18 protein-coding genes are annotated in these 23083 nt (G+C 41.3%); 10 read left to right on the plus strand and 8 right to left on the minus strand.

The window, feature by feature from the left end; genetic code table 11:
• The first annotated feature begins 72 nt into the window (after positions 1 to 72).
• The 4 genes from ACPUEN_RS14405 to ACPUEN_RS14420 all read left to right on the plus strand — a co-directional run bounded on the left by ACPUEN_RS14405 (position 73) and on the right by ACPUEN_RS14420 (position 4926).
• The gene (locus ACPUEN_RS14405; RefSeq protein WP_425636600.1) at positions 73 to 897 is read left to right on the plus strand and encodes an alpha/beta hydrolase; all 825 of its coding nucleotides are present in this window, start codon (positions 73 to 75) and stop codon (positions 895 to 897) included.
• A gap of 48 nt (positions 898 to 945) precedes the next feature.
• Positions 946 to 1845: a sugar phosphate isomerase/epimerase family protein gene (locus tag ACPUEN_RS14410; protein ID WP_425636601.1), complete on the plus strand. Its 900-nt coding sequence runs from the start codon at positions 946 to 948 to the stop codon at positions 1843 to 1845.
• A gap of 246 nt (positions 1846 to 2091) precedes the next feature.
• Complete coding sequence (locus ACPUEN_RS14415; RefSeq protein ID WP_425636602.1) at positions 2092 to 3633, plus strand: M20/M25/M40 family metallo-hydrolase; 1542 nt, start codon at positions 2092 to 2094, stop codon at positions 3631 to 3633.
• Positions 3634 to 3840: 207 nt separating this feature from the next.
• Positions 3841 to 4926: a serine hydrolase domain-containing protein gene (locus tag ACPUEN_RS14420; RefSeq protein ID WP_425636603.1), complete on the plus strand. Its 1086-nt coding sequence runs from the start codon at positions 3841 to 3843 to the stop codon at positions 4924 to 4926.
• A 39-nt stretch (positions 4927 to 4965) separates the two neighbouring features.
• Here ACPUEN_RS14420 and ACPUEN_RS14425 read toward each other — a convergent pair whose 3' ends face one another.
• The 4 genes from ACPUEN_RS14425 to pnuC all read right to left on the minus strand — a co-directional run bounded on the left by ACPUEN_RS14425 (position 4966) and on the right by pnuC (position 9125).
• Positions 4966 to 6117: a hypothetical protein gene (locus tag ACPUEN_RS14425; protein WP_425636604.1), complete on the minus strand. Its 1152-nt coding sequence runs from the start codon at positions 6115 to 6117 to the stop codon at positions 4966 to 4968.
• Positions 6118 to 6262: 145 nt separating this feature from the next.
• The gene (locus ACPUEN_RS14430; RefSeq protein ID WP_425636605.1) at positions 6263 to 7792 is read right to left on the minus strand and encodes an arylsulfatase; all 1530 of its coding nucleotides are present in this window, start codon (positions 7790 to 7792) and stop codon (positions 6263 to 6265) included.
• A 24-nt stretch (positions 7793 to 7816) separates the two neighbouring features.
• Positions 7817 to 8329: an AAA family ATPase gene (locus tag ACPUEN_RS14435; RefSeq protein WP_425636606.1), complete on the minus strand. Its 513-nt coding sequence runs from the start codon at positions 8327 to 8329 to the stop codon at positions 7817 to 7819.
• 169 nt (positions 8330 to 8498) lie between these two features.
• Positions 8499 to 9125, minus strand: coding sequence for a nicotinamide riboside transporter PnuC (pnuC, locus tag ACPUEN_RS14440; RefSeq protein WP_425636607.1), 627 nt, complete (start codon positions 9123 to 9125; stop codon positions 8499 to 8501).
• Positions 9126 to 9276: 151 nt separating this feature from the next.
• Between pnuC and uvrA the strand changes: the two genes are divergently transcribed.
• The 4 genes from uvrA to ACPUEN_RS14460 all read left to right on the plus strand — a co-directional run bounded on the left by uvrA (position 9277) and on the right by ACPUEN_RS14460 (position 13688).
• Positions 9277 to 12093 carry an excinuclease ABC subunit UvrA gene (gene uvrA, locus ACPUEN_RS14445; protein ID WP_425636608.1) on the plus strand — a complete coding sequence of 939 codons (2817 nt, stop codon included), beginning with the start codon at positions 9277 to 9279 and terminating at the stop codon, positions 12091 to 12093.
• Between the two features lie 138 nt (positions 12094 to 12231).
• Complete coding sequence (locus tag ACPUEN_RS14450; RefSeq protein ID WP_425636609.1) at positions 12232 to 12762, plus strand: hypothetical protein; 531 nt, start codon at positions 12232 to 12234, stop codon at positions 12760 to 12762.
• 190 nt (positions 12763 to 12952) lie between these two features.
• Entirely contained in the window at positions 12953 to 13375 is a 423-nt protein-coding gene (locus ACPUEN_RS14455) for a nucleotidyltransferase substrate binding protein (RefSeq protein WP_425636610.1), read from the plus strand.
• Positions 13365 to 13688, plus strand: coding sequence for a nucleotidyltransferase family protein (locus ACPUEN_RS14460; protein ID WP_425636611.1), 324 nt, complete (start codon positions 13365 to 13367; stop codon positions 13686 to 13688). The genes ACPUEN_RS14455 and ACPUEN_RS14460 overlap by 11 nt, the downstream gene beginning before the upstream one ends.
• Before the next feature lie 28 nt (positions 13689 to 13716).
• Here the strand turns inward: ACPUEN_RS14460 and ACPUEN_RS14465 are convergent, their stop codons facing one another.
• From ACPUEN_RS14465 to ACPUEN_RS14480, 4 genes are all read right to left on the minus strand, one after another.
• Positions 13717 to 14817 carry a DUF4221 family protein gene (locus tag ACPUEN_RS14465; protein WP_425636612.1) on the minus strand — a complete coding sequence of 367 codons (1101 nt, stop codon included), beginning with the start codon at positions 14815 to 14817 and terminating at the stop codon, positions 13717 to 13719.
• A gap of 105 nt (positions 14818 to 14922) precedes the next feature.
• Entirely contained in the window at positions 14923 to 16062 is a 1140-nt protein-coding gene (locus ACPUEN_RS14470; RefSeq protein WP_425636613.1) for an ATP-binding protein, read from the minus strand.
• Between the two features lie 193 nt (positions 16063 to 16255).
• Positions 16256 to 16567, minus strand: a complete 312-nt coding sequence (locus ACPUEN_RS14475) for a rhodanese-like domain-containing protein (RefSeq protein ID WP_425636614.1) — start codon at positions 16565 to 16567, stop codon at positions 16256 to 16258.
• A gap of 12 nt (positions 16568 to 16579) precedes the next feature.
• Positions 16580 to 17974, minus strand: coding sequence for an MBL fold metallo-hydrolase (locus ACPUEN_RS14480; protein WP_425636615.1), 1395 nt, complete (start codon positions 17972 to 17974; stop codon positions 16580 to 16582).
• Between the two features lie 299 nt (positions 17975 to 18273).
• Between ACPUEN_RS14480 and ACPUEN_RS14485 the strand changes: the two genes are divergently transcribed.
• Entirely contained in the window at positions 18274 to 20805 is a 2532-nt protein-coding gene (locus tag ACPUEN_RS14485) for a M14 family metallopeptidase (protein WP_425636616.1), read from the plus strand.
• A gap of 473 nt (positions 20806 to 21278) precedes the next feature.
• Entirely contained in the window at positions 21279 to 23078 is a 1800-nt protein-coding gene (locus ACPUEN_RS14490) for a M14 family metallopeptidase (protein ID WP_425636617.1), read from the plus strand.
• The last annotated feature ends 5 nt before the right edge of the window (positions 23079 to 23083 follow it).

The raw sequence follows: 23083 nt of genomic DNA on the forward strand, positions 1-23083 counted from the left end.
GTAATTAGATATACAGGAATTTCAAGTATTCCTTGCCATTTTTACTCTACACAATCTAAAGTGATCCGAATAATGAAATCCTTCTTATCTTCCTTTTTTACATTTTCTTTTTTCTGCATTATTTCCTTTACAGCGCTGGCAAGTGTCGACACGGTCGCCACTTATAGTGCTTCAATGCAAAAGGAAATCAAAGCTGTGGTAATTACCCCTAGCGGTTATAGTCAGTCTAAAGATTACCCAGTAGTTTATTTGCTACATGGCTATTCAGGAAATTATAGGTCTTGGATACAGCAAGCTCCTCTTCTAGAGACTTATGCAGACCAATATGATCTAATCATTGTTACTCCAGATGGAAACTTTGGTAGCTGGTATTGGGATAGTCCTGAGGTAGAAGGCTCCAAATACGAGACCTATGTGGGAAAAGAATTGGTGGAATTTATTGACAAAGAATATAGCACAATAGCAAGTCGTGAAGGAAGAGCTATCACAGGACTCAGCATGGGAGGACATGGTGCACTTTATCTTGCTCTTAGACATCAGGATACCTATGGCACTGCGGGAAGCCTCAGTGGCGGCGTGGATATCAGCCCTTTTCCAGAGAACTGGGAAATGAAAAAATACCTAGGAACAAAAGCTGCAAATCCGGAGCGCTGGGAAGAATATTCCGTTTTCTACCAGAGTAATCGTCTGATCCCAAACAAGCAGAAATTAATCATTAGCTGCGGTACAGAAGATTTCTTTTACGAAGTAAATGTAAAACTCCACGAAAAATTAACCTACAACAACATCCCACATACCTTTATAATTGGCCCTGGAGGCCACACTTGGGACTATTGGAGAGATGCGGTACAGTATCAATTGCTATTTTTTCATAATTATTTTGAGCAAACAAAATAGTCTGTCTCCCGGCTGATTTTTCTACCTTGACCCTAATAATCTCATTCCATGATTAACCGCCGTGATTTCATAAAGCAAACCGGACTTGCCGTATCTGCTGCAAGTTTTGGACTAGCTGGATTCAATTCCCCTAAGGCTAAAGATTACAAAATGGGACTTCAGCTTTTTACGATCAGAGCTCCCATGGCAGAAGATCCAAAACTAGCTTTAAAAACAATTGCTGGATTTGGCTATCAGGACACCGAAACCTATGGTTATGATGGTGAAAAAAAGGAATTCTATGGAATGCCGGCTACTGATTTCAAGAAGGTTTTGGAAGATAATTCTCTGGTAAGTACCTCTGGTCACTACGATTTTATCAAGTATTTCAACGGATCCTCCGAGGACTTGATGCGATATACAGATCAAAGTATTGTGGGAGCTCATGCCCTAAACCAAAAGTATATTACCTGGCCATGGCTTGACCCAGAGTCCCGCTCCATTGAAAAATTCAAGATCTTATCAGATAAGCTGAATTTGATTGGAGAAAGAGTGAATAAAGCCGGACTTGGCTTTGCCTATCATAATCATGATTTTGAGTTTATTGACCATAACGGTGAAATCGGCTATGACATCATTTTGCAAAATACAGATCCAGAGCTAGTCAAACTTCAGATCGACCTGTACTGGGTGGCGCACAGCTCTCCAGTAACTGCCCATGAACTTTTCATGAAAGCTCCGGGCAGATTTGTCATGTGGCATATCAAAGACATGGATAAAGTCACAAGAGACTATTCTGAAATGGGGAATGGTTCGATTGATTATACGAAAATACTACCCGACGCTACCCTCTCAGGAATGGAATACTACTACATCGAGCAAGGAGGGAATTTCGCGCAAAACCCTATTCAAAGTGTAAAAGAAAGCGCTACCTATTTTAAGAAGAACCTGATTAACTTATTTGCTTAGGGATCATCCCAAACATTTTCCCTTTTATACAGAAAAAACAGTCATCAGATTTGTGCTCAATCATAAGGACAAGCATCAATTCTGTACGCCCACAAATCCACCAACGGTGCGGAAATCACGTTTCTAAGCGATAATTTTAAATATAAAATATCCAAATATGAGATCACGCATGTTCAATCCTCCACAAATTGGGATGTTTATATCATATAAAATTCCACGGGACCAAAGAAAACCAAATATAAACATATGAAAAAGAGATACTTATTAGGCATTGGCCTGATGCTGCTTCTCGGCAGCAATGTCCAAGCACAAGATGAGGTGATTGAAAAAATCATCAAAGAAGAAACAGAAAACTCTCAACTCAAGCAGATCGGCCACGAATTGATGGATGGAGTAGGACCAAGATTAGTAGGTTCTCCTCAGATGCAAAAGGCGCACGATTGGGCTGTAGCCAAATATAAAGGCTGGGGCATCGAAGCCCGCAATGAGCAATGGGGCGAATGGAGAGGATGGGAAAGAGGAATTTCTCACATCGACATGATTGCTCCATGGACGAAATCACTTTCAGGTCAGCAATTGGCTTGGAGTCCTTCATCACCGGAAGGCGGAGCTAATGGCGAAGTGGTGGTGATTCCGGATTTGGCTGATGAAGCAGCTTTCAAAGCATGGCTTCCCTCGGTAAAAGGCAAATATGTAATGATCTCAGCTCCGCAGCTGACTGGTCGTCCAGACTATAACTGGGAAGAATATGCCACTGAAGAATCTTTCGAAAAAATGAAAGAAGATCGTACTGAGTCCAATAGGGCTTGGAATGAAAGACTTCAAAAAACTGGTCAAGGTAGAAGAGAATTACCTTTAGCACTTGAAGATGCTGGAGCATTAGGTATCATCACTTCTTATTGGTCACAAGGTTTCGGAGCAAATAAAATCTTCTCTGCATCCACTAAAAAAGTACCTACTGTAGATCTTTCACTGGAAGATTACGGAATGCTATTTAGACTTGCTGAGAGTGGCGAAAAACCAATGATCCACCTCAATGCACAGTCCAAAGAGAATGGAATGGTCCCAACTTTCAATACCATTGCTGAAATCAAAGGAACTGAAAAGCCTGACGAGTATGTGATGCTCTCTGCACACTTTGACTCTTGGGATGGCGGAACTGGTGCTACGGATAACGGAACTGGTACTATCATGATGATGGAAGTAATGCGGGTTTTGAAGGAAGTTTATCCTAACCCAAAGAGAACAATCTTGGTAGGTCACTGGGGTTCTGAAGAACAAGGTTTGAACGGCTCAAGAGCTTTCGTGGAAGATCATGCTGACATGATGCCAAAGATCCAAGCACTTTTCAATCAAGATAATGGAACTGGCCGAGTGGTAAATGTTTCTGGTCAAGGTTTCATCCACAGTTATGACTACTTAGGCCGTTGGATGTCTAAAGTGCCAAGAAACATTACGAGAGAAGTAGAAACAACCTTCCCAGGTAATCCAGGTGGAGGCGGATCTGATTATGCTTCCTTCGTGGCAGCCGGAGTTCCTGCTTTTTCATTGAGCTCTCTTAGCTGGTCCTATGGCAATTATACTTGGCATACCAACTTGGATACCTATGATAAAATCATCTTTGATGATGTGCAAAACAATGTGATCATGGCAGCGATCATGGTTTACATGGCAAGTGAAGAAGACGATATGGTTTCCAGAGAAGTTAGAATTCCAATAGGAAGAAATGGTGAACCAACTGAATGGCCAGCTGTACGTTCTCCTACTAGAAAAGGTGGAGTTGAATAAGCTTTAAACCTCTTATAATATGCTAAAAGCCACAGAATTCTGTGGCTTTTTTTATTTTTTGATCCCCGTAAGACCTAAGCCAATTTATCGAAAGAGCTTAAAAAACACCTAAAGTCACAGGTTAATTCATCTAATATCTAAAGACCTAATCTATCCATTAGCGCAATAACAAAAGGTTTTGTAATTTCCATATAAATCCCCCTAGTCATGAATAGATTCCTAGCGCTCCTCTTGTTGGCTTTTGTCTCCTTTAATGGCCAAATCCTTGGGCAACAGAAAATCCTAAAAGAAGCAATTGAAAGAGCTGAGAGAGAAGGCTTTTCTGGAGTAGTCCTTGTTGCAGAAGATGGCAAAATACTTCTTGAAGATGCAATGGGAATGCGGACCTATGAAAATCGTGCGCTTCTCCACAAAGACGATATTTTCGAATTGGCATCCCTATCAAAGCAATTCACAGCTATGATGATAATGATGTGTAAGGAAAAAGGGCTTTTGAGTTTCGATGATCAGCTTTCCAAGTATATAGAAACTCCATACCCAGGAATCAGCATCAGAAACCTCCTCACGCATACAAGTGGCTTACCAGACTATCAAGCCATCATGGATGAGCATTGGGACAAAAGCAAGGTTGCCGGCAACCCAGATATTCTAGAATATCTTCGAGAGTATGCTCCAGTCAAATCTTTTGATCCAGGTGATAAATATGAATACAGTAATACGGGCTATGTATTATTGGCTAGTGTCGTAGAAAAAGTAACTGGAGAAGATTTCGTAGATCTCATGCGGGAATGGATATTTCGACCTCTGGGAATGAAAAACACAGATATCCGCTCTTTAGAGGAAAAAGCAACCGTTAAAGATTTTGCTGCAGGACATCTCAAAGATGAAAACGGTAATTATGTCAATGCAAATACCTTTCATTCTTCAGATTACACAGTTTGGCTAGGCAATCGCAAAGGCCCTGGAAGAGTTTCCAGTAATGCGGAAGATCTTTACAAATGGGATCAGGCACTCTATACCGAGAAGTTAGTTTCTAAGGAAACCATGGAGGAAGCTTACACCGCTTTTAAACTGAATGACGGAACTCGCAGCTATTATGGCTTTGGTTGGGAAATAAAGCCACAAAGTCCCTTCGGGAAAATGGTGATGCATACAGGATCTAATCCAGGCTACAGCACCATCATTGTTCGGTTTTTAGAAGAGAAGAAAACGATCATAATCCTAAACAACAACGCTCATCCAGATATGATGCGCCTAGTAGAAGCGGCTACGCTCTCATTGGGAAAATGGTAGGCAAGACTGACTATATCTTTTGGTTAAGGTTCATTATTATTAATCCATCTGATATACATAGAATGTCCGAAATGTATCTTGATTTTCATCCTCCCTACTCGAAATTCCACCTACAATTAATTGGTTGCCAATAAAAACGAAATTTCTAGCAATCGGCATTTTGTAGTAGTTAATTGAACTGTTTTTTGGGTCAAGTTTTATCATAGTAACACCACGAAGATCTTGAGTTATAATATCCAACACTGGCAATTCTCTGGCATTTTCATTTTTTAGATGTGAGACTAGACGATATATTTTGCCATTGTGCATTTTGGAAAACTCATAGTTTTTTTCCTTAGCTATATAGTCTATACTTTCCGCTCTATCAGGGACATGATCATAAAACTTAGTCCTATGTCCAGTTTCAATTCCACAGTAAAAACTCTGCATAGATTTCCTTTCATAATTGTAGAGATATAAACTATCTGAAAATGGGTAGTTCAAGAGTGCATTAACATCATCATAGTTAGAAACCTGTCCTCCTGTCAGATTTGAAGGCAGAAATTTTCCTGCTAAGCTCTTTATGTATTCAATACTATCCGAAAACCTTTGCTTGGTCAAATCATATTTTTGAAAGGGAATTACTTTTTCAAAATATGATTTATCGTCGTAACGAGTGTCATTAATGGTGGGAAGGATCATTTTCCCATCTGAAAAGAAAATGTCAGAATAAAAGCCACTCATATAGAAATGAGTACTTGAACTACTGTTGTACCGATATTCCCCTGTTCTTTTGCCTAAAGAATTGTATAGAAAAAACCTATCCGAAGTTGCTGGAAAAACATAAATTGAATCCAGACCTTGATAGGAAATAAATACATCAGGAGCATTAAATCCATCAGGCCCTTCTCTTGGAATGTGGATAGGATCTAAATATTCTCCTTTTTCAAAATCTAATCTCAAAACCAGTAAATCTCCATTTCTATCCAGTCCATAGTCTATCAACAGATTTTGGAAACTATCATTAAATGTTTGCCATTTTGAATTAGGTAAAAATTCCAATGGAAGCTTTATTTCAATACTGTCAACAAGAGGTAAGTCTGAATACTCAAAAATATCTGAACTGCGCTTTGAAGAACAGCCAATCGAAAAAGCTATAAAAGACAAAATAATCTGAAGCCTTCTACCTTTTTTAAAATCAATCAATTTCATTTTTTTAATTTATACTCCCCATGAAATATGGGTAACCAAACCCTTCAAATCTAAAACATTAATATGGGATGGTAATCCAAGGGAATTACTAACATCACCAAATTAAGACTCAATTTCCATTGTTGAAAAAACTAGTTTATCACAATTAATCCCCAAGCGCAGGCATTCTGAAGCGTTCTAATGCTGAAGTGCTGTGCTCTTTCTTCATTATAGCTTCCATCTTTTGGATGATTTCTGGATTAGCATCTGCTATGTTTTCTTGTTCTTTAGGATCATTAGACAAATCATACAGCTCTATTGCTAGATTTCCTTCTTTCAATATGTTTTGGCGAACAGCCTTCCATTTGCCCATTCGAACGGCTTGCTGCCCACCATATTCAGGATATTCCCAAAATAAGTATTCGTGAGCTTCTTGATTTTTGCCAAGTAACGTAGGGAGAAAACTCTTGCCATCTGCATCTGCAGGAGGAGCAATCCCCAACAAATCACAGATTGTAGGCATTACATCATAAAATGCAGAGATATGATCTGTCTTAGTTCCAGCTTCTACTTTCCCTGGCCAGTTGACTAACATAGGAATTCTGATTCCACCTTCATACACAAAGCCTTTAGTGCGTCCATAGCCATTTGTGAAAGGTGAGGAGCTTTCGAAGTAATCAAAATCCACTCCACCTGTGTAAGTGGGACCATTATCACTGGTCACTATAATGATTGTATTTTCTTCCAAGCCTAGTTCTTTCAGCTTTGCTTTCACTTCACCAATCTGCTGATCCAAAAGCGTGATCATAGCTGCATAAGTTGCGTGTGGATATCTATTAGGAAAATAGCCTTGCGATCCATCATATGGAGCTTCATCTCCAAACTCAGATTCGTACTTATCCACATCACTGATAGGTGCCTGAAGTGGCACATGAGGCAATGGAGATGCATAGTAAAGGAAAAAAGGTTCGTCCTTATTCTCCTCGATAAAGGTCAGCGCCTTTTTGTGTATCAATGCAGGTGCATAATCCTGCTGTTGATATTTTGAATAACTAGCAGGGTCATTAAGGTCAGCACCTTCATCAAGTTTTGTATTTGGAACAACTACAGGGTTATTTAGCGACACCTTAGTCTCATTTTCCCACATATGCGGAGGATAAAGATTATGTGCTTGACGCTGACAGTTATAACCATAGAAGTAATCGAACCCCATTTTGGTAGGAATACTTTCAGTCAGCGGTGCTCCCAAACCCCATTTTCCGACGATTCCTGTTTTATAACCTTGACCTTGAAGAATCGACGCGAGTGTAGTAGTCCCAGCCGGCAAAGGCCTTTGACCTTCTAGATTTGGATCGGCCGCAGCTTTAGCGTAATCCCAAACTTCTCCTCGCTCCCTCCATTCATCATTGCCACGTATGTAGGCATGTCCTCCATGCTTGCCCGTCAATAAAATACACCGAGCTGGGGCACAAACAGGAGCGCCAGAATAATGGTTAGTAAAAACCATCCCTGAAGCAGCTAGCGCATCAATATTTGGCGTTTTGATTTTCTTTTGGCCCTGATATCCCACTTCACCAAACCCTAAATCATCTGCCAAAATGTAAACTATATTTGGTTTTATAGGCTTCTGTTCCTCAACTTTTTGGCAGGAAAAAAATGAGAGCACTAGAATTAAAGAGTGAATATTTCGTGTCATAGCATTGTGTTTTCAAACTCGAAACTAAAGTAATTCAAGGGCTTTTGTAAGCCGCGCATCCCTATTTCCTGAAATTAGAAAAAAAGGAAATCCACTTTCTTCAGCCAATTTGGTATATAAATCAAGGAAGTAATTTCGCATCTCTAGTTCTGGATATTCACGCTGGGGATCAGGAGTCCATGGCAAATCCGTATCTGTCAGCAGTATCAAATCATACTTTCTAGTAGCTATTCCTTCCAATACCCAAGGATCCGTTTTCCCAAATCTATGCTCCGACCAAATGTGGATAACTCGCAAATCTGTATCTACAAAAAGATAATCATTTGCCTTTTCAGCAAGTTTATCTTCAAGCGCAATCTGACCTTTTCCGATTTTCACCAAGTCCTCGTACCGGTATTCCCGACCCAGATTATCGAGATACTCTCGTGCATATTCGGGCACCCAAGGCTCAACGAAATGATTAGCCAGATCTTCTGCCAGTGTACTTTTCCCGGTAGATTCTGGGCCTAGAATTAAGATTCGTTTTGGATTGGGCATTGATAAGGATTTTTACCGCAGAGGCCACGGAGGTCAACGCGGAGGACTCAGAGGTTATTAATTTTATTAGAGCTACTTTTCTTTCAAATATTCTTAAAAACAGAGGTTAAAGTTCAATTTCGGCAATTCCTCCTTTTTCAAAGGGGGCTAGGGGGATTTTTAAAAATTCTTAATCATTTACGTTAAAGCTATATTTTCTCGCTGACTTGATCCAGGCAATTAACCCAATAATCGCCAACACTGTGAAGAAAAGATACTGAAATGAGGTCAAAACAAGACCTTTATAGAAGTATAGTGGTACCGCTACCAAGTCGGTAATAATCCAAAATATCCAGTTTTCCACTTTCTTTTTTGCCATCAACCACATCCCTACAAAAGCTGAAGCAGTGGTGAATGAATCCCAATACGGCACATCACTATCAGTGAAATTAACTAAGACGAAAACAAGGAGAATGTAGGAAACCACAAATATCCCTAAAGAAATAGCCCAGCCTCTTGCTTTGAGCCAAGTAACAGGTAATTCCGCTTTCCCCTCCTGAGGATGAGTCCACACATACCAGCCGAAAATAGACATACTGAAATAATAGGCGTTGATTCCCATATCGGCGTAAAGCTTGTATTGCAGGCAAATCCAAACATAAATTAGCGTAGAAATAATCCCAGTAGGATACACCAAGATATTTTCGCGCATGGAATAAAAGACAGAAGCAATTCCGAAAAACACAGCAATAGCTTCCAGCCAGGTCATTTCTGCGAGCCCTTGGGCAAAGCCGTCTATAAGCCATTGGATATCCATGATGCGAAGAAAAGAATTTTAATTGGAAGTACTTGTCCGAGGTAGCGGATTAGAAGATTGGAAGATTATCGCGCTATCCATATCCGACAATTTGCTGCAAGCTTCAAACTTTCCAAGGAGTTCCTCTGTTCCTTTCGTAACTTTGTCCCATATGACTTTGAGTACATTAACTGCCAATACATCCATCGATTCCATCGATCCCAAGGAATTCATCATCATCAAAAACGCCCGGGTAAACAACCTGAAAAGCCTGAGCGTCGCGATCCCAAGAAATAAATTTGTTGTTGTAACTGGGCTCTCGGGCTCTGGAAAGTCTTCTTTGGCTTTCGATACCCTTTTTGCCGAAGGCCAACGCATGTACGTGGAGAGCTTAAGCTCCTACGCCCGCCAGTTCCTAGGCAGGATGGAAAAACCTGATGTAGAATACATCAAGGGTGTAGCTCCGGCAATCGCCATCCAACAAAAAGTCAATACTAAAAACCCTCGCTCCACCGTAGGAACTACAACAGAGATCTATGATTACCTGAAGCTTCTTTTCTCCAGAATAGGGAAAACAATCTCGCCAATTTCCGGCAAAGAAGTGAAGCACCACACCGTCACAGACATCGTGGATTACATTCAATCTTTTGAAGAGGGATCAAAAGTCATGATTTCCTGCCCGCTTCAAATTGAGCGTGGAAGGAAGATCAACCAAGAGTTGGAATTGCTTTTGCAAAAAGGATATACACGGATTTTAATTGACGATGAAGCCTATTTTGTCGAAGATTTGCTTCAGGAAAAGAAGATTCAAAAGGGAAATTATGAGATCTTAATCGACCGTGTGGCTGTTCACAAAGAGGATGAAGACAATCAATTCCGTATTGCTGATTCGGTGCAAACTGCTCTTTTCGAAGGCCATGGTGACTGCAAAATCACTATTCCTGGTCAAGAGACAAAGAGTTTCTCAGATCGCTTTGAACTCGACGGCATGCAGTTCGAGATCCCTTCGGTCAACTTCTTCTCTTTCAACAATCCATTCGGTGCCTGCCGTACCTGCGAAGGGTTTGGAAATGTGCTGGGAATTGACTCGGATCTGGTTATTCCCGAAAAGGACCTTTCAGTCTATGAAGGCGCAATTGCTCCTTGGCGAGGGGAATCCTCGCGAGCTTGGGTGGAACCGCTTTTGAAAAAAGGAATCGAGTTTGACTTCCCTATTCACAGAGCTTATGAGGATCTGAATGACAAGGAAAAAGCCTTGCTTTGGACGGGGAACAAGTATTTCAAAGGTCTGGACGCATTTTTCAAAGACCTAGAAACCAAAACGCATAAGATTCAATATCGCGTAATGCTTTCACGTTTTCGAGGTCGAACTACCTGTCCAGACTGCAAGGGAACCCGCCTTCGCAAAGATGCTTCCTATGTAAAAATCGAAGATAAATCCATTCAGGATATCGTGCTGATGCCGATTGACGAGGCATTGCCGTTTTTCAATAACCTTGATCTTCCTCCACATCAAGCGAAAATTGCCAACCGATTGCTGAAGGAAATCCAGAGTCGATTAGAGTATATGGATCAGGTTGGATTAGGATACCTGACTTTGAATCGATTGACCTCTACTCTTTCTGGCGGGGAATTTCAACGTATCAAATTGGCGACTTCCTTGGGTTCTGCGCTGGTAGGCTCCATGTATATCTTAGATGAGCCAAGCATCGGTTTGCATCCAAGAGACACCGATCGCTTGGTCGAAGTGTTGAAGTCACTTCGAGATCTGGGCAACACCGTGATCGTAGTTGAACACGAAGAAAAGGTAATGAAAGCGGCTGATCAGATCATTGATATTGGCCCAGATGCTGGTGTACATGGAGGAGAGTTGCTTTTCCAAGGGACAATAGCTGAACTTATGACCTCCGCTCAGACGCACACTGCCAAATATTTGCGTGGGGAAGAGTTGATTTTCCAGAAAGATGGCAATCGCAATTGGAAGGATTCAATTACAGTAAAAGGCGCTAGGGAAAATAACCTTAAGAACATTTCTGTAAAATTCCCGCTGAACACGCTCACTTGTGTAACCGGAGTGTCAGGCTCTGGCAAGTCCACTTTGATTAAGAAAGTTCTTTATCCTGCTTTGGGAAAAATGCTGGGAACTGTCATCGACGAAAGTGGAAAGTACGACAAGATCGAGGGAGACTACAAATCCATTTCTCAAGTAGAATTTGTGGATCAAAACCCTATAGGAAAGTCGTCCCGATCTAATCCTGTGACTTATGTGAAAGCCTATGACGCAATTCGTATGCTTTTCTCCGAGCAGCCTATTTCCAAGCAGCGAGGCTATAAACCTGCTTTTTTCTCATTCAATGTAGATGGAGGTCGCTGTGAAAACTGCGCCGGAGAAGGAATCACCACTGTGGAAATGCAGTTTATGGCAGATATTCATTTGACCTGCGAATCCTGCAAAGGCAAGCGGTTCAAGAATGAGATATTGGATGTAAAGTACAGAGAAAAAGATATCTCGGATGTGCTGAATATGACCATCGATGAGGCTTTAGACTTCTTCAAAGGAAAAACCCAGATCATCAACAAACTTCAGCCTTTACAGGAAGTTGGGCTTGGCTATATCGGTATGGGACAAAGCTCCAATACACTTTCCGGCGGGGAAGCTCAGCGGGTGAAGTTGGCCTCATTCCTCGGAAAAGGCGGAACAAAATCCAGCGATCATATCTTATTTATCTTCGATGAACCGACCACTGGACTTCACTTCCACGATATCAAAAAACTGCTTCATTCCATCAATGCGCTGATCGATCAGGGTCACTCCGTGATTATCATCGAGCACAATACCGAAGTGATCAAATCCGCAGACTGGGTAATCGACTTAGGTCCAGAAGGTGGAAATAAAGGCGGTTACCTGACTTTTGAAGGAACACCTGAGGATATGATGAAAGAGGAAGGGAATTATACTGCGAAGTATTTGAGGGAGGCTTTTGTGTAATTCCTAGCATGCAGATAGCATGACTATTCCCTTTTTACTTCTTAATTATCCTTAAATCAAAGGGCAAGTATTTTAAAACCTTCATCTTAATGGATATATTAATTCAGATGTTTTGCATATCCTAACCTTGAATCCATCATGATCTATCGCATCTTATTTCTATTTTTCCTATCAGTGATTCCACTAGTTACTTTTGCTCAAGAACGAGTCGTAGTCAATGATCCAGAAATCAAATTCAGCTATGTTTTGCCACAGAACTGGCAGGTAAGTGACGACGGCTATGATTATAAGATTATTGCTAAAACCATAGATAATGCTGTCTTATCTATGACGTATCTAGAAGGCGCTCAAGGAACAGAAAATTTTGAATCGGTAGGTGCAAAGCAATCCTTCAACGAAGATTTTCTTTTTGAAATTCAGTACATTTTACCTGAGGAGTTTCCGAATTTAAAAGTGGGGGAAAATGGAACCGCGACGATAGACGAAACTCCGGCTAAGTGGGTAAAATTCTCCTATGGCACAAATGGAGATAAAACGGGCATTTTTTACATGTACCAAAAGCTGAATCAAACCTTCAAAATCACCGGTTCTGCCCCAGCGACCCAGTTCGAGAAAGTAAAGCCTAGTTTTACCGCTATTATCAATAGCTTCCAGGCAGAGAAGCGGTAGGTTGATTTTTAGGTAGGCAAAACTCACCTGGGATTTAATGGTCTGAAGATCAAAATAGGGAGCGAGCCACTTGCCTGCCGGCCAGCATAGCTAAGTTTCCAAAACTTGGACTTTCCGAAATTCTCAGTTGCTTGGGTCGTTATACTGGCAAATAACTAAGAATAAAGCCTTATTTTAGCCTTTAACTCACATGACTTCTACCATGACAAACGATGATATTCGCTGGAAGCAACGCTTTTCTAATTTCAACAAAGCGATGAATCATTTGGAAAATGCGCTGCAAATCACCAATCCTGATATCGTTCAGAAAGCTGGAATTATTCAATTTTTTGAAATGAGTTTTGAGCTGGCCTGGAACGTGGTAAAAGATTACTTAGAGGAGCAAGGATTTGTGGATATTAAATCCCCAAGAAGTGCACTGAAGAAAGCATTTGAAATGAATATTCTAGAAAACGGCCACGATTGGATGGATTTGTTGCAAGACAGAAATCTGACGGCTCATACATACGACGAGCAAAAAGCTTCTGATATGGAGAAGTTAATAGACCATAAATACTTTCCCATTTTGAAAGCTTTGCAGCTTAGTTTCAATCAAAAGCTAGATGAAGAATAAGTTCGGACTCTTGGATTCAGATTTGGAAGCGATTCTAAGCGTACTGAGTAATCATGCTCAAGTGGAAAGCGCATACATTTTTGGCAGTAGGGCCAAGGGTAATTACAAAAATGGCAGTGATGTGGATATTGCCATGAAAGGTGAAGGAATTGATTTCGACACGGTAAGCCAAATCAGTTATTTCCTAAACGAGGAAACCAATATGCCTTATAAATTTGATGTGCTGAACTATCACACCATCAAAGAACCTGACTTATTGGAGCATATTGATAGAGTGGGGGTGGAGATTTATAGTCAGGAGCTGGCTAGATGAGTAGTTTTCAACACACTCTATTCTACCTTCATTTCAATGGCAGCTCGGAATAAAATGCAAATCTGAGTTCCGACTCATTATCACTATTTGATCGCTGAAAGTAGATACCATCCTCCGCTACATAAGGTCGTGCCAAGTGATCATCTGGCAGTTTGAAATGACCTAAGACCTCCCAATCCTGAGAAATTACATTGATCCAATGATCTCCTCTGCGGGTATTGATTCGCTCTCCGTTCTCATCGAAATGCTCTTCCTTTTCAATCCTGTAAAACACTTCCCGGAAGGGATCCCAAACAATATCCCAAAACTGGGCTGAGTATCGGATCGACCTTGCTTGATACTCACCTTTCACAAAGTGTGATGGATCAATTCTTCCATGTATGAATTTCCCTGGCACATCCAGCATCTCCTGTTTTCCAGATTCAGGATCCAGTTTGATCACATCCGAAGTGAATGGAAATTGGATATAAATATGCTTTTGGTTAGTAGAAATAAAAGGGTTTTGAAGCCCTTCATATAGGGCTAGATTTTCTATAAAGTCCTGATCCAAGTCAATAGGAACAACCTTTCTCACTTCGAATCGATCTGACAATAGATAAACTCCTGCAAAACCAAATGGCCTATCCAGGCTAAAAATTGGCAGAACCAAATGATCTTGAAGTAGTGGAATAGGAGAAATATCATTTAAAACTGAGACAATCCCTTGAGCAGAATTGAAAAATGTTTCCCCACCAAAGGGGAGTTCAGAATTCAGTGGATAGTTTAGCTCTGGTTCATTAGAGCCTTCAGAAAAATAAAAAAGCTGATTATGGGTTTTGTAAAATAAACCAGCTTCAGTAAAAGTGATACCGCCTCCCTGTGTCACAACTGTCGAGTTGGAGGATTGAAGTTGAATTTGACCAAGACTCTCCTTCTTCTTTAAATCGATTAGATCTATGGTATTCCTTTGGAGAAAATACCCGGCGAATACTTCGTTTAAATTGTCTGAGGCAACTGAATAGGTATTCGAGAAATTATCCGAAATGGGGATAGAAATGTCTGTTTTAATCGGAGCCTGTTTTTTTTCCTTCTTGCTTTCTCTACACGAAACTAAGAGAATCAAAAGGTACACTAGTATGATTTTCTGCATATAATTAAACTATGAAATCATTAATGAAGTGACCATAAAAACAGGCTCCATTAAGTGACAAACGGTCCTATTGGTTACTATGCTCCTAAATATGGTAGAACTTCTTCATATTAAAAACTCCCTCAACCCCACCGCTCTCACCTTTTCCGAAAGCGGATACTCATCATCAATTCTACAGATCACCACCCCATTCTCAGCTCCGGTATCTTCCATCGTGATCTGAAGTCCTTTGGTGAGTTTGGGCGACAGGGTGTTTTTGATTTCGATAGCAGTCTTCACCACACCATTTTTCACCAAAAGCAGATCACATTCTGCTCCCTGATGCGTCCGGTAAAAATAGTATTCGTAGGTTTCGCCGAAAGTCGCCGTGATCTGCTCAATCACAAACCCTTCCCAAGAAGCTCCAATCAACACTAAGTTCTTTAAAGCATCCATAGAATCCACGCCAGTCAGCGAATGCAGCAATCCCACATCCCGGATAAATACCTTCGGAGATTTCACGAGTCTCTTTTTGATGTTGTGATGAAATGGCTGCAGCACCCGAACCATAAAAGAGCCTTCCAGATATTCCAGAAAGCGATTCACCGTCGGTCGGGTGATTCCCAGCGCCCGGGCAAAACTCTCTCCATTCCAGATTCCTCCTTGTGCATTGGCCAGCATCATCCAAAAGCGCTCCACCAAGCGCGGATCGGTACTCAGACCTATCTGCGCCAAGTCTCTTTCCAGATACGTTTTGATAAAGTTCTGCCGCCAAAGCTGTGATTCTCTTTCACTTTTTGCCAAAAAAGACAGCGGGAAACCGCCTCGCATCCAGAGTTTTTCCAACTCATCATCGCCCACTTCTCCCAAGAAAAAAGGAGGCAGTTCCAAATAGCCTATTCTACCTGCCAGTGAATCGGCACTTTTTCGGATCAAATCTGGCGAAGCTGAACCCAAGATAATAAATCTCCCCGGTTCCCGCTGCTCATCGATTAGACTTCTCAGTTCGGCAAACAACTCCGGCATAAGTTGGATCTCATCCAAGATCACCGTCTTATCTGCATTTCCTTTCAGGAAAAGTTCTGCATCCTTCAGTTTCGCACGATCAGAGGCTTTTTCCAAGTCGATGTAAATGCTTTCTTTATCTAAAGTGAGATTTTTGACAAGCGTAGTTTTCCCTACCTGTCGCGGCCCAAGGAGCCCAATAGCAGGGAAAATCGAGAGATATTCCTGAAGTAATGGAAGAATTAGCCTGTCTTTTACCATGAAAATCGAAGGTTTGATTTACGGATTTCATGGTAAAATAAACGATATTTAGCTGTAAAAACAAGTAATTGTTACTTAGAAATCAAAAGTTTTACCATGAAAATCAATAGTTTGATTTACGATTTTCATGGTAAATTCTAAAAATAAATAAGGAGAGTCAAGCGACTCTCCTTTTTAAATAGGTCAATCTTTCTTAACCTACTAACTGATTGACATTGCTCCAAGAGCCCCCGTTGATGACATTCTGAATACCATTTCTTTCCAAAATGCTTTTCGCCTGTCTGCTGCGGTTGCCACTTTGGCAAAAGACAACGATATTTTTCTTGTCTTTGAATTTGGTCAATTGACTACCAATCTCATCCAAAGGGACATTTACTGATCCTTTGACAGATCCTGAGGCAAATTCGCCTGGGGAACGCACATCCACTAGAAATGCTCCTTCCTGAATTGCTTCTGACAATTTACTATTGTCCGTTGTTCCAAACATTGCTGAGAAAAAACCCATAGCTATTATTATTTATTTGGTTACTATTTCATTTCCTTGCTCTCTCCATTCCTTCATTCCTCCAGAATAATTCTTCACCTCATCAAAGCCATTTTTTCTCAAAAGAGAATAGGCTATAGCAGCACGATCTCCACTTTGACAGTGAATTACCACTTGTTTGTCTTTGCTGATTTTATCCAAATTGCTCTCAATAGTACCTACAAAGACATGGTCCGCACCTCGGACATGGCCAGCTTTCAACTCGGTGGTATTTCTAACGTCCACTACCTGTACATCATCCTTTTTTGCCAAGGCCTTAAATTCTTCCATATCGATCACATCAGCCGTCTGTAATTCCAAGTCGTAAGCAGACACATCCTCTATAAATCCATAGATATTATCCAGTCCAACGCGCATCAACTTTCTAGTCAAATCTTCCATCTCGTTTTCCTCTGCGACTAAGATAAATTGCTCTTGATAATTCAGCAGCCAGCCAGCCCAAGTTGAAAATGAATTATTACCCTGAATATTGATGCTGTTTGGTAAGAAACCTTTAGCGAAATCGACTTTATTTCTGGTGTCTATTACTGTCAGCCCATCATTATATGCCTTGAGAAATTGAGCCTTGCTTAGCTTGGGATGCTGAGGAACTTCCACCAAAAGAGGCCTCTCTTCCTTATTCAAATGCTTCATCATAGCAAAGTATTTAGGAGGCTCAGGTTGACCCTCTAGCAAATAATCCACGAATCCTTTCTCATCAGAAGCATATTGAAATGCCCAATTTCGGATTTTTTCATACCCTACAGTAGAACTTGGTACAGACCCCAAGGATTTGCCACAGGCCGACCCAGCGCCATGTCCTGGCCATACTTGCAAATATTCAGGCAGCTCCGCAAAGCGTTGAATCGATTCATACATTTGCACAGCTCCTTTTTCCTGTGTACCTACGACACCAGCAGCTTTTTCCAACAAATCTGGTCTACCGACATCTCCTACAAACACAAAATCCCCTGTGAAAATCATGACTGGTTTGTCCGTAGCAGGATGATCTGTGAGCAAAAATGAGATGCTCTCAGGAGTGTGCCCAGGGGTATGCAATACTTCCAAGCTTAAGTTTCCGACGTTAATTTTATCTCCGTGTAGAAGTCCTTTATGGTCAAACTCGTACTTCCATTCTTTAGGCCCTTCGTCTGACAAGTACATTGTGGCACCAGTCACGGCAGCTAACTCTCTAGATCCACTAAGGAAATCAGCGTGAATATGAGTCTCGGCAATGTGAGTAATCTTCATGTTATTTGCCTCGGCTATTTTCAAGTAAACATCCATGTCCCGCTGGGCATCGATCACAATGGCTACACCTTTTACTTGGCAGCCTATAAAGTAACTTGCTTGTGCCAGTGACTTGTCATATACATGTTGGAAATACATCGCTATAAGTATTCTGATTAAACTTCGATTTGATACTACAAAGAACAGGCTTTTGATTTTGTCGTTCAGCAACTTTTGTCACATAGCCCATTTCGCATCATAATGTTGACTTTGGTTTTTTCTTTAATTTAGTATTCTATCTGAATTGCTGTGGCCTGAAGACAAATTCTATAATCCCAACAGTCAAGGCTCAAATAGCTTCAAGCGGCAATTTGATCTTTCGCTCAGCTTTTTTTAATCGGTGAGTAAGGAAAAGACATTTCCTTTTAACTTCAGGCTGTAATTCTACCCCCAACTATATGCGAAAACTGATACTTCTTACTTTCTTAGCTTTTTTGATCACCTACAGCTCTTGGGCTCAAATCCAGACTCCAGAGCAGTTTCTCGGCTATAAGCCCGGTGACCGATTCACTCCTCATCACCGTATGGTCGATTATTTTGAGCACGTAGCAGCCAATAACCCCAATGTCAAGCTTATTCAATACGGAGAAACCAATGAGAAACGTCCATTGATAGTAGCCATTCTATCCAGCTCTGATAACATGAGTAATCTAGAGCAGATAAGAACTGACAACCTCAAGAGAACTGGAATGATGGAAGGAGATCCTTCGACTTCAGTTCCTATCAACTGGATGTCTTTCAATGTTCATGGAAATGAGTCAGTAGGAATGGAAGCGGCAATTTCCTCCTTCTATACTTTAGCTAATCCCGAAAATGCCAAATCCCAAGAGTGGCTTGAAAACCAGGTGATCATTATAGATCCATGTATCAACCCTGATGGTCGCGATCGCTATTCAAACTGGTACAATCAAAAAATGAATACTACGCTTCAGCCAGACTTGCAATCTGTGGAGCACAATGAACCTTGGCCAGGCGGACGTGCAAATCACTACTTATTTGATTTGAACAGAGACTGGGCATGGCAAGTGCAGGTGGAATCTCAGGCTAGAATGAAGCTTTACAACCAGTGGATGCCACAGTTGCACTTGGATTTTCATGAGCAAGGCATCAACAACCCCTTTTACATGGCTCCAGCAGCCGAACCGCTTCATGAGCAGTTGACTGAGTGGCAGCACGAGTTTCAGGATACTTTTGGTAGAAACACTGCCAAATACTTCGATGAAGTGGGAAGATTTTATTTCACCAAGGAGCGCTTTGACTTGCTTTATCCATCCTATGGTGATTCCTATCCGATGTTTAACGGCGCTATAGGAATGACCATCGAGCAAGGTGGTGGCGGTCAAGCTGGAGTTGGAGGATTTGATGCTGTAGGAGACACGGTGACATTGAGCTACAGAATCCAAGGCCACTATACTGCAGCGATGTCGGCTGCAGAAGTAACCAGCAAAAACGCAGAAAAATTACTTACTGAATTCAAAAAGTTCTTTGATGAGAATTCATCTTCTCCTAGAGGCCAGTACAAAAGCTTTGTAATCAAAGGAGAAAGCAATCCCGCTCAGATAGCCAAATTGCTGGAGCTCTTAGATAAAAACAAAATCGTTTATGGCAAAGCAGAAGAAAAATCAGGTTTGAAAGGCTTCTCTTATACCTCTGGAAAAAGCGAATCATTCTCCACAAGCAAAGAAGATATTATCATTAATGCATACCAGCCCAAATCAGTGCTTACGCAGGTATTTTTTGAGCCAAACCCTACCCTTCATGACAGTATTACGTACGACATCACAAGTTGGGCTATGCCTTATGCTTACGGATTGGAAGCTTATGCTTTAGAGACGCGAGTGAATGCAGCTGGTGCATATGAAAAGCCTTCATTCTCAGAAAATGTGGCCGGAAAAACTCCTGTGGCCTATATCGCATCTTGGGAAGGTACTCGTGATGCTGCATTCTTGTCCGCTTTACTCAAGGCAGATATTCGTGTGAAGTACAATGAATTTCCATTCGAAGTTGAAGGAAAAAGCTTTCCTGCAGGTTCTTTGATGATCACCAAAGGTGGGAATGAATACCTACCGAATTTCGACCAAAAAGTAGTTGAGATTGCTAATAAATTCGGAGTGACTCTTGCCACCACGATGAGTGGTTATGTGGACAAGGGAAAAGATTTTGGCTCACCGAATATCAGAGTGATTCAGGCTCCAAAAGTAGCACTGGTAGGTGGAGAAGGAACAAATTCGCTGAACTATGGTGCGCTATGGCATTTCTTCGAAAAAGACCTGAATTATCCACTGGTAAATCTAGAGCTTGAGGATATGGGTCGCTACGACCTAAATAAATACACTGTACTTATTATGCCTTCTATGCGTGGAGGTGGGTTGAGTAAATCAGCTGAGGAAAACGTAATGCAGTGGGTTCGAGGTGGAGGAAAAATAATCGCTATCGATGGTGCGTTGAATTTATTTGCAGACAAAGAGGGGTTTGATTTGAAGACATTTGATAGTGACGATGAGAAAAAAGCTGCCAAAAAGAAGCTGGATTCCTTAGCTAAGGAAGAGCGATTGACTCCCTACCAAGAGGGTGAACGTGTGGCAATTTCAGGTGGTGCAGCAGGAGCAATCTATCAGGTGACTATGGATGAAACTCACCCCCTTGGCTATGGTACTGGAGGAAAATACTATACCCTCAAGAATAATTCAAGCAGATTCACTTACCTAAGCAACGGTGTAAATGCGGGAATAATCGCAAACAATGATGCCTATAGAACAGGCTATATCGGATTCAAAATCAAATCAAGTATGGGTGAATCACTAGCGATTGGTGTAGAAAATGTCGGTCGTGGTGAAATCGTTTATTTTGTGGATGATCCGATTTTCAGAGGTTTCTGGGAGTCTGGTAAACTTGTTTTGAGTAATGCCATCTTTATGGTAGGACAATAGTAAGACGTTAGTAGTAAGACATAAGTATCAAGAAATCAGATTTAGTATAAAGACCGATTGCTGAGAGGTGGCCGGTTTTTTAATTTTAATCTCTAAGTTTACCAAGAGACTCGAATATTCTAGGCTTCCGTTGATTTTTTGGTAGGTGTCAATTTCCAATTCGAAATCGGCGGTAAAAACAAATCCAGAAAACAGCTATTGACAAGTAACTCTTGGATACTAAAAGATGACCTAGAATTCCCCGCTGGAAATAGTCTTCAACTTTGGGTGTTCGGGTTTTTTTAGAAAACATGTAAATCCGCTTAGGCCACTGATCTTCGATCTTCTGCCTTGGTGAGTAAACGTATATTCTCGAAGCTAGTCATTCCATAAGTCTGCCCTTTTTTGCATTCAAATGCTCTTTTGGCAGTTTAACCCAAATTGCTGCAATTCTACCGCAGGACTTGCGATATTTAAGCAAACAAATGCCAACTATGAAGTCACTCCAACAAATCGTTCTTGCTATAATTTTTATGAGTTTTCCCTTAGCGACTATAGCTCAGGACATCATGCCTCCCTTGCTTCCTTGGGATGGAAAAAGTAAGGAGCTCTTGGTAGATAAGTCCAATGAATGGGTCACTCCTTTTGAACTTTCGGATGGTATGGAATCTCCTACCTACGCTGAAACGATGGCTTGGGTGGAGAAATTAGTAGAAAATTCGGGATATCTGCAGCTCATATCTATCGGGCGTAGCGAGCAGGGAAGACCTATTCAAATGGTAATCGCATCTTTGGACCAGGACTTTATCGCAGAAGAGTTATCCACATCAAAAAAACCGCTGATTTTATTCCAAGCAGGTATCCATGCAGGGGAAATAGATGGGAAAGATGCCGGAATGATGTTACTCAGAGATATTAGCCAAGGAAGTAAATTGTCCCTTTTGGAGCAATCTAACTTACTTTTCATCCCGATTCTCAATGTAGACGGCCATGAAAGAAGAAGCGAATATGGACGCGTAAACCAGCGTGGGCCCAAAGAAATGGGCTGGAGAACCAATGCTGTGAACCTCAATCTCAACAGGGATTATACCAAACTGGAGACTGCAGGAATCCAAGCGGTAGCTGAAGTTATCAACAGCTATGACCCTGATTTATACATAGACATTCACGTCACCGACGGTGCGGATTATCAATATGACATTACATACGGATACGTAGCAACAGGCGGATATTCCCCTGAGATTTCTTCTTGGTTGTCCACTTCTTTCCAGCCTGAAGTTGATCAAGCGCTGAAGGCTAATGGACACATTCCAGGCCCCCTTTTATTTGCTGCAAATGGTAATGATTTCTCGGCTGGCAACGTTGCTTTTTCTTTTAGTCCGCGTTTCTCTCATACCTATGGAGATATTCGGCACATGGCCTCTATCCTGATTGAAAATCACTCACTGAAACCTTTCGAGCAGCGTGTTTTAGGCACTTATGTATTCTTAGAACAAGCCATCAAATCTCTGGGGAATCATTACGCTACGCTAAAAAAAGCAGTCAAGTCTGATTCCAATCAACCGAAAGAATCTATTCCAGTCAAATTCAAATTCAGAGATACCCCGGCTGATTCGATGGAATTTCTTGGAATAGCTTCTTCAAAAGTAAAATCCGAAATAACCGGAGCAGAATATGTGAAGTGGGAAGGAAAACCAATTACCCAGTCCGTTCCCAGCATTTTCATGGATGTACCGGAACTTTCTGTTCCAGTTCCAAAAGCCTACTGGGTGCCCGTAGAATGGACAGAAGTCATCACAAAGCTGAAGCAACATGGTATCCAAATGGAAACGTTGAGTGAAGCAAAAGAATTACGTGTTGAGTTATCCACAGTTACCAGCTTTTCCATGGGAAATCAGCCATATGAAGGATTGATGCGGGTTCAGCGATTTGAGCTTGACAAAACGTACAGAACAATGACACTGAATCCCGGTTCCGTAAGAGTAGGTACAGACCAAGCACTGGGTGAACTTGCGGTGATTTTGCTGGAGTCTGAATCAGTAGACAGCTTTTTTCAATGGGGATATTTCAATTCGATTTTTTCTCAAACAGAATATATGGAAACCTACATCATGGAACCTTTGATCGCTAAGATGCTATCCGAAGATGCTGATTTGAAAAAGCGATTTGAGGAAGAAAAAGGTACGAATCCTGAGTTCGCAAAATCTCCAAGGCAAGTATATCGCTGGTTTTACGAGCAAACGCCTTACTTCGATCAAAACTGGAAAGTGATTCCTGTGGGGAGGGAATGGTAAATATG

It is taken from the genome of Algoriphagus yeomjeoni (assembly GCF_049821175.1).
GTDB lineage: Bacteria > Bacteroidota > Bacteroidia > Cytophagales > Cyclobacteriaceae > Algoriphagus > Algoriphagus yeomjeoni_A.

Bases quoted from the DNA above. Each gene is read 5' to 3' on its own strand.
- ACPUEN_RS14405 (WP_425636600.1), top strand. From the start codon at position 73: ATGAAATCCTTCTTATCTTCCTTTTTTACATTTTCTTTTTTCTGCATT.
- ACPUEN_RS14410 (WP_425636601.1), top strand. From the start codon at position 946: ATGATTAACCGCCGTGATTTCATAAAGCAAACCGGACTTGCCGTATCT.
- ACPUEN_RS14415 (WP_425636602.1), top strand. From the start codon at position 2,092: ATGAAAAAGAGATACTTATTAGGCATTGGCCTGATGCTGCTTCTCGGC.
- ACPUEN_RS14420 (WP_425636603.1), top strand. From the start codon at position 3,841: ATGAATAGATTCCTAGCGCTCCTCTTGTTGGCTTTTGTCTCCTTTAAT.
- ACPUEN_RS14425 (WP_425636604.1), bottom strand. From the start codon at position 6,117: ATGAAATTGATTGATTTTAAAAAAGGTAGAAGGCTTCAGATTATTTTG.
- ACPUEN_RS14430 (WP_425636605.1), bottom strand. From the start codon at position 7,792: ATGACACGAAATATTCACTCTTTAATTCTAGTGCTCTCATTTTTTTCC.
- ACPUEN_RS14435 (WP_425636606.1), bottom strand. From the start codon at position 8,329: ATGCCCAATCCAAAACGAATCTTAATTCTAGGCCCAGAATCTACCGGG.
- pnuC (WP_425636607.1), bottom strand. From the start codon at position 9,125: ATGGATATCCAATGGCTTATAGACGGCTTTGCCCAAGGGCTCGCAGAA.
- uvrA (WP_425636608.1), top strand. From the start codon at position 9,277: ATGACTTTGAGTACATTAACTGCCAATACATCCATCGATTCCATCGAT.
- ACPUEN_RS14450 (WP_425636609.1), top strand. From the start codon at position 12,232: ATGATCTATCGCATCTTATTTCTATTTTTCCTATCAGTGATTCCACTA.
- ACPUEN_RS14455 (WP_425636610.1), top strand. From the start codon at position 12,953: ATGACTTCTACCATGACAAACGATGATATTCGCTGGAAGCAACGCTTT.
- ACPUEN_RS14460 (WP_425636611.1), top strand. From the start codon at position 13,365: ATGAAGAATAAGTTCGGACTCTTGGATTCAGATTTGGAAGCGATTCTA.
- ACPUEN_RS14465 (WP_425636612.1), bottom strand. From the start codon at position 14,817: ATGCAGAAAATCATACTAGTGTACCTTTTGATTCTCTTAGTTTCGTGT.
- ACPUEN_RS14470 (WP_425636613.1), bottom strand. From the start codon at position 16,062: ATGGTAAAAGACAGGCTAATTCTTCCATTACTTCAGGAATATCTCTCG.
- ACPUEN_RS14475 (WP_425636614.1), bottom strand. From the start codon at position 16,567: ATGGGTTTTTTCTCAGCAATGTTTGGAACAACGGACAATAGTAAATTG.
- ACPUEN_RS14480 (WP_425636615.1), bottom strand. From the start codon at position 17,974: ATGTATTTCCAACATGTATATGACAAGTCACTGGCACAAGCAAGTTAC.
- ACPUEN_RS14485 (WP_425636616.1), top strand. From the start codon at position 18,274: ATGCGAAAACTGATACTTCTTACTTTCTTAGCTTTTTTGATCACCTAC.
- ACPUEN_RS14490 (WP_425636617.1), top strand. From the start codon at position 21,279: ATGAAGTCACTCCAACAAATCGTTCTTGCTATAATTTTTATGAGTTTT.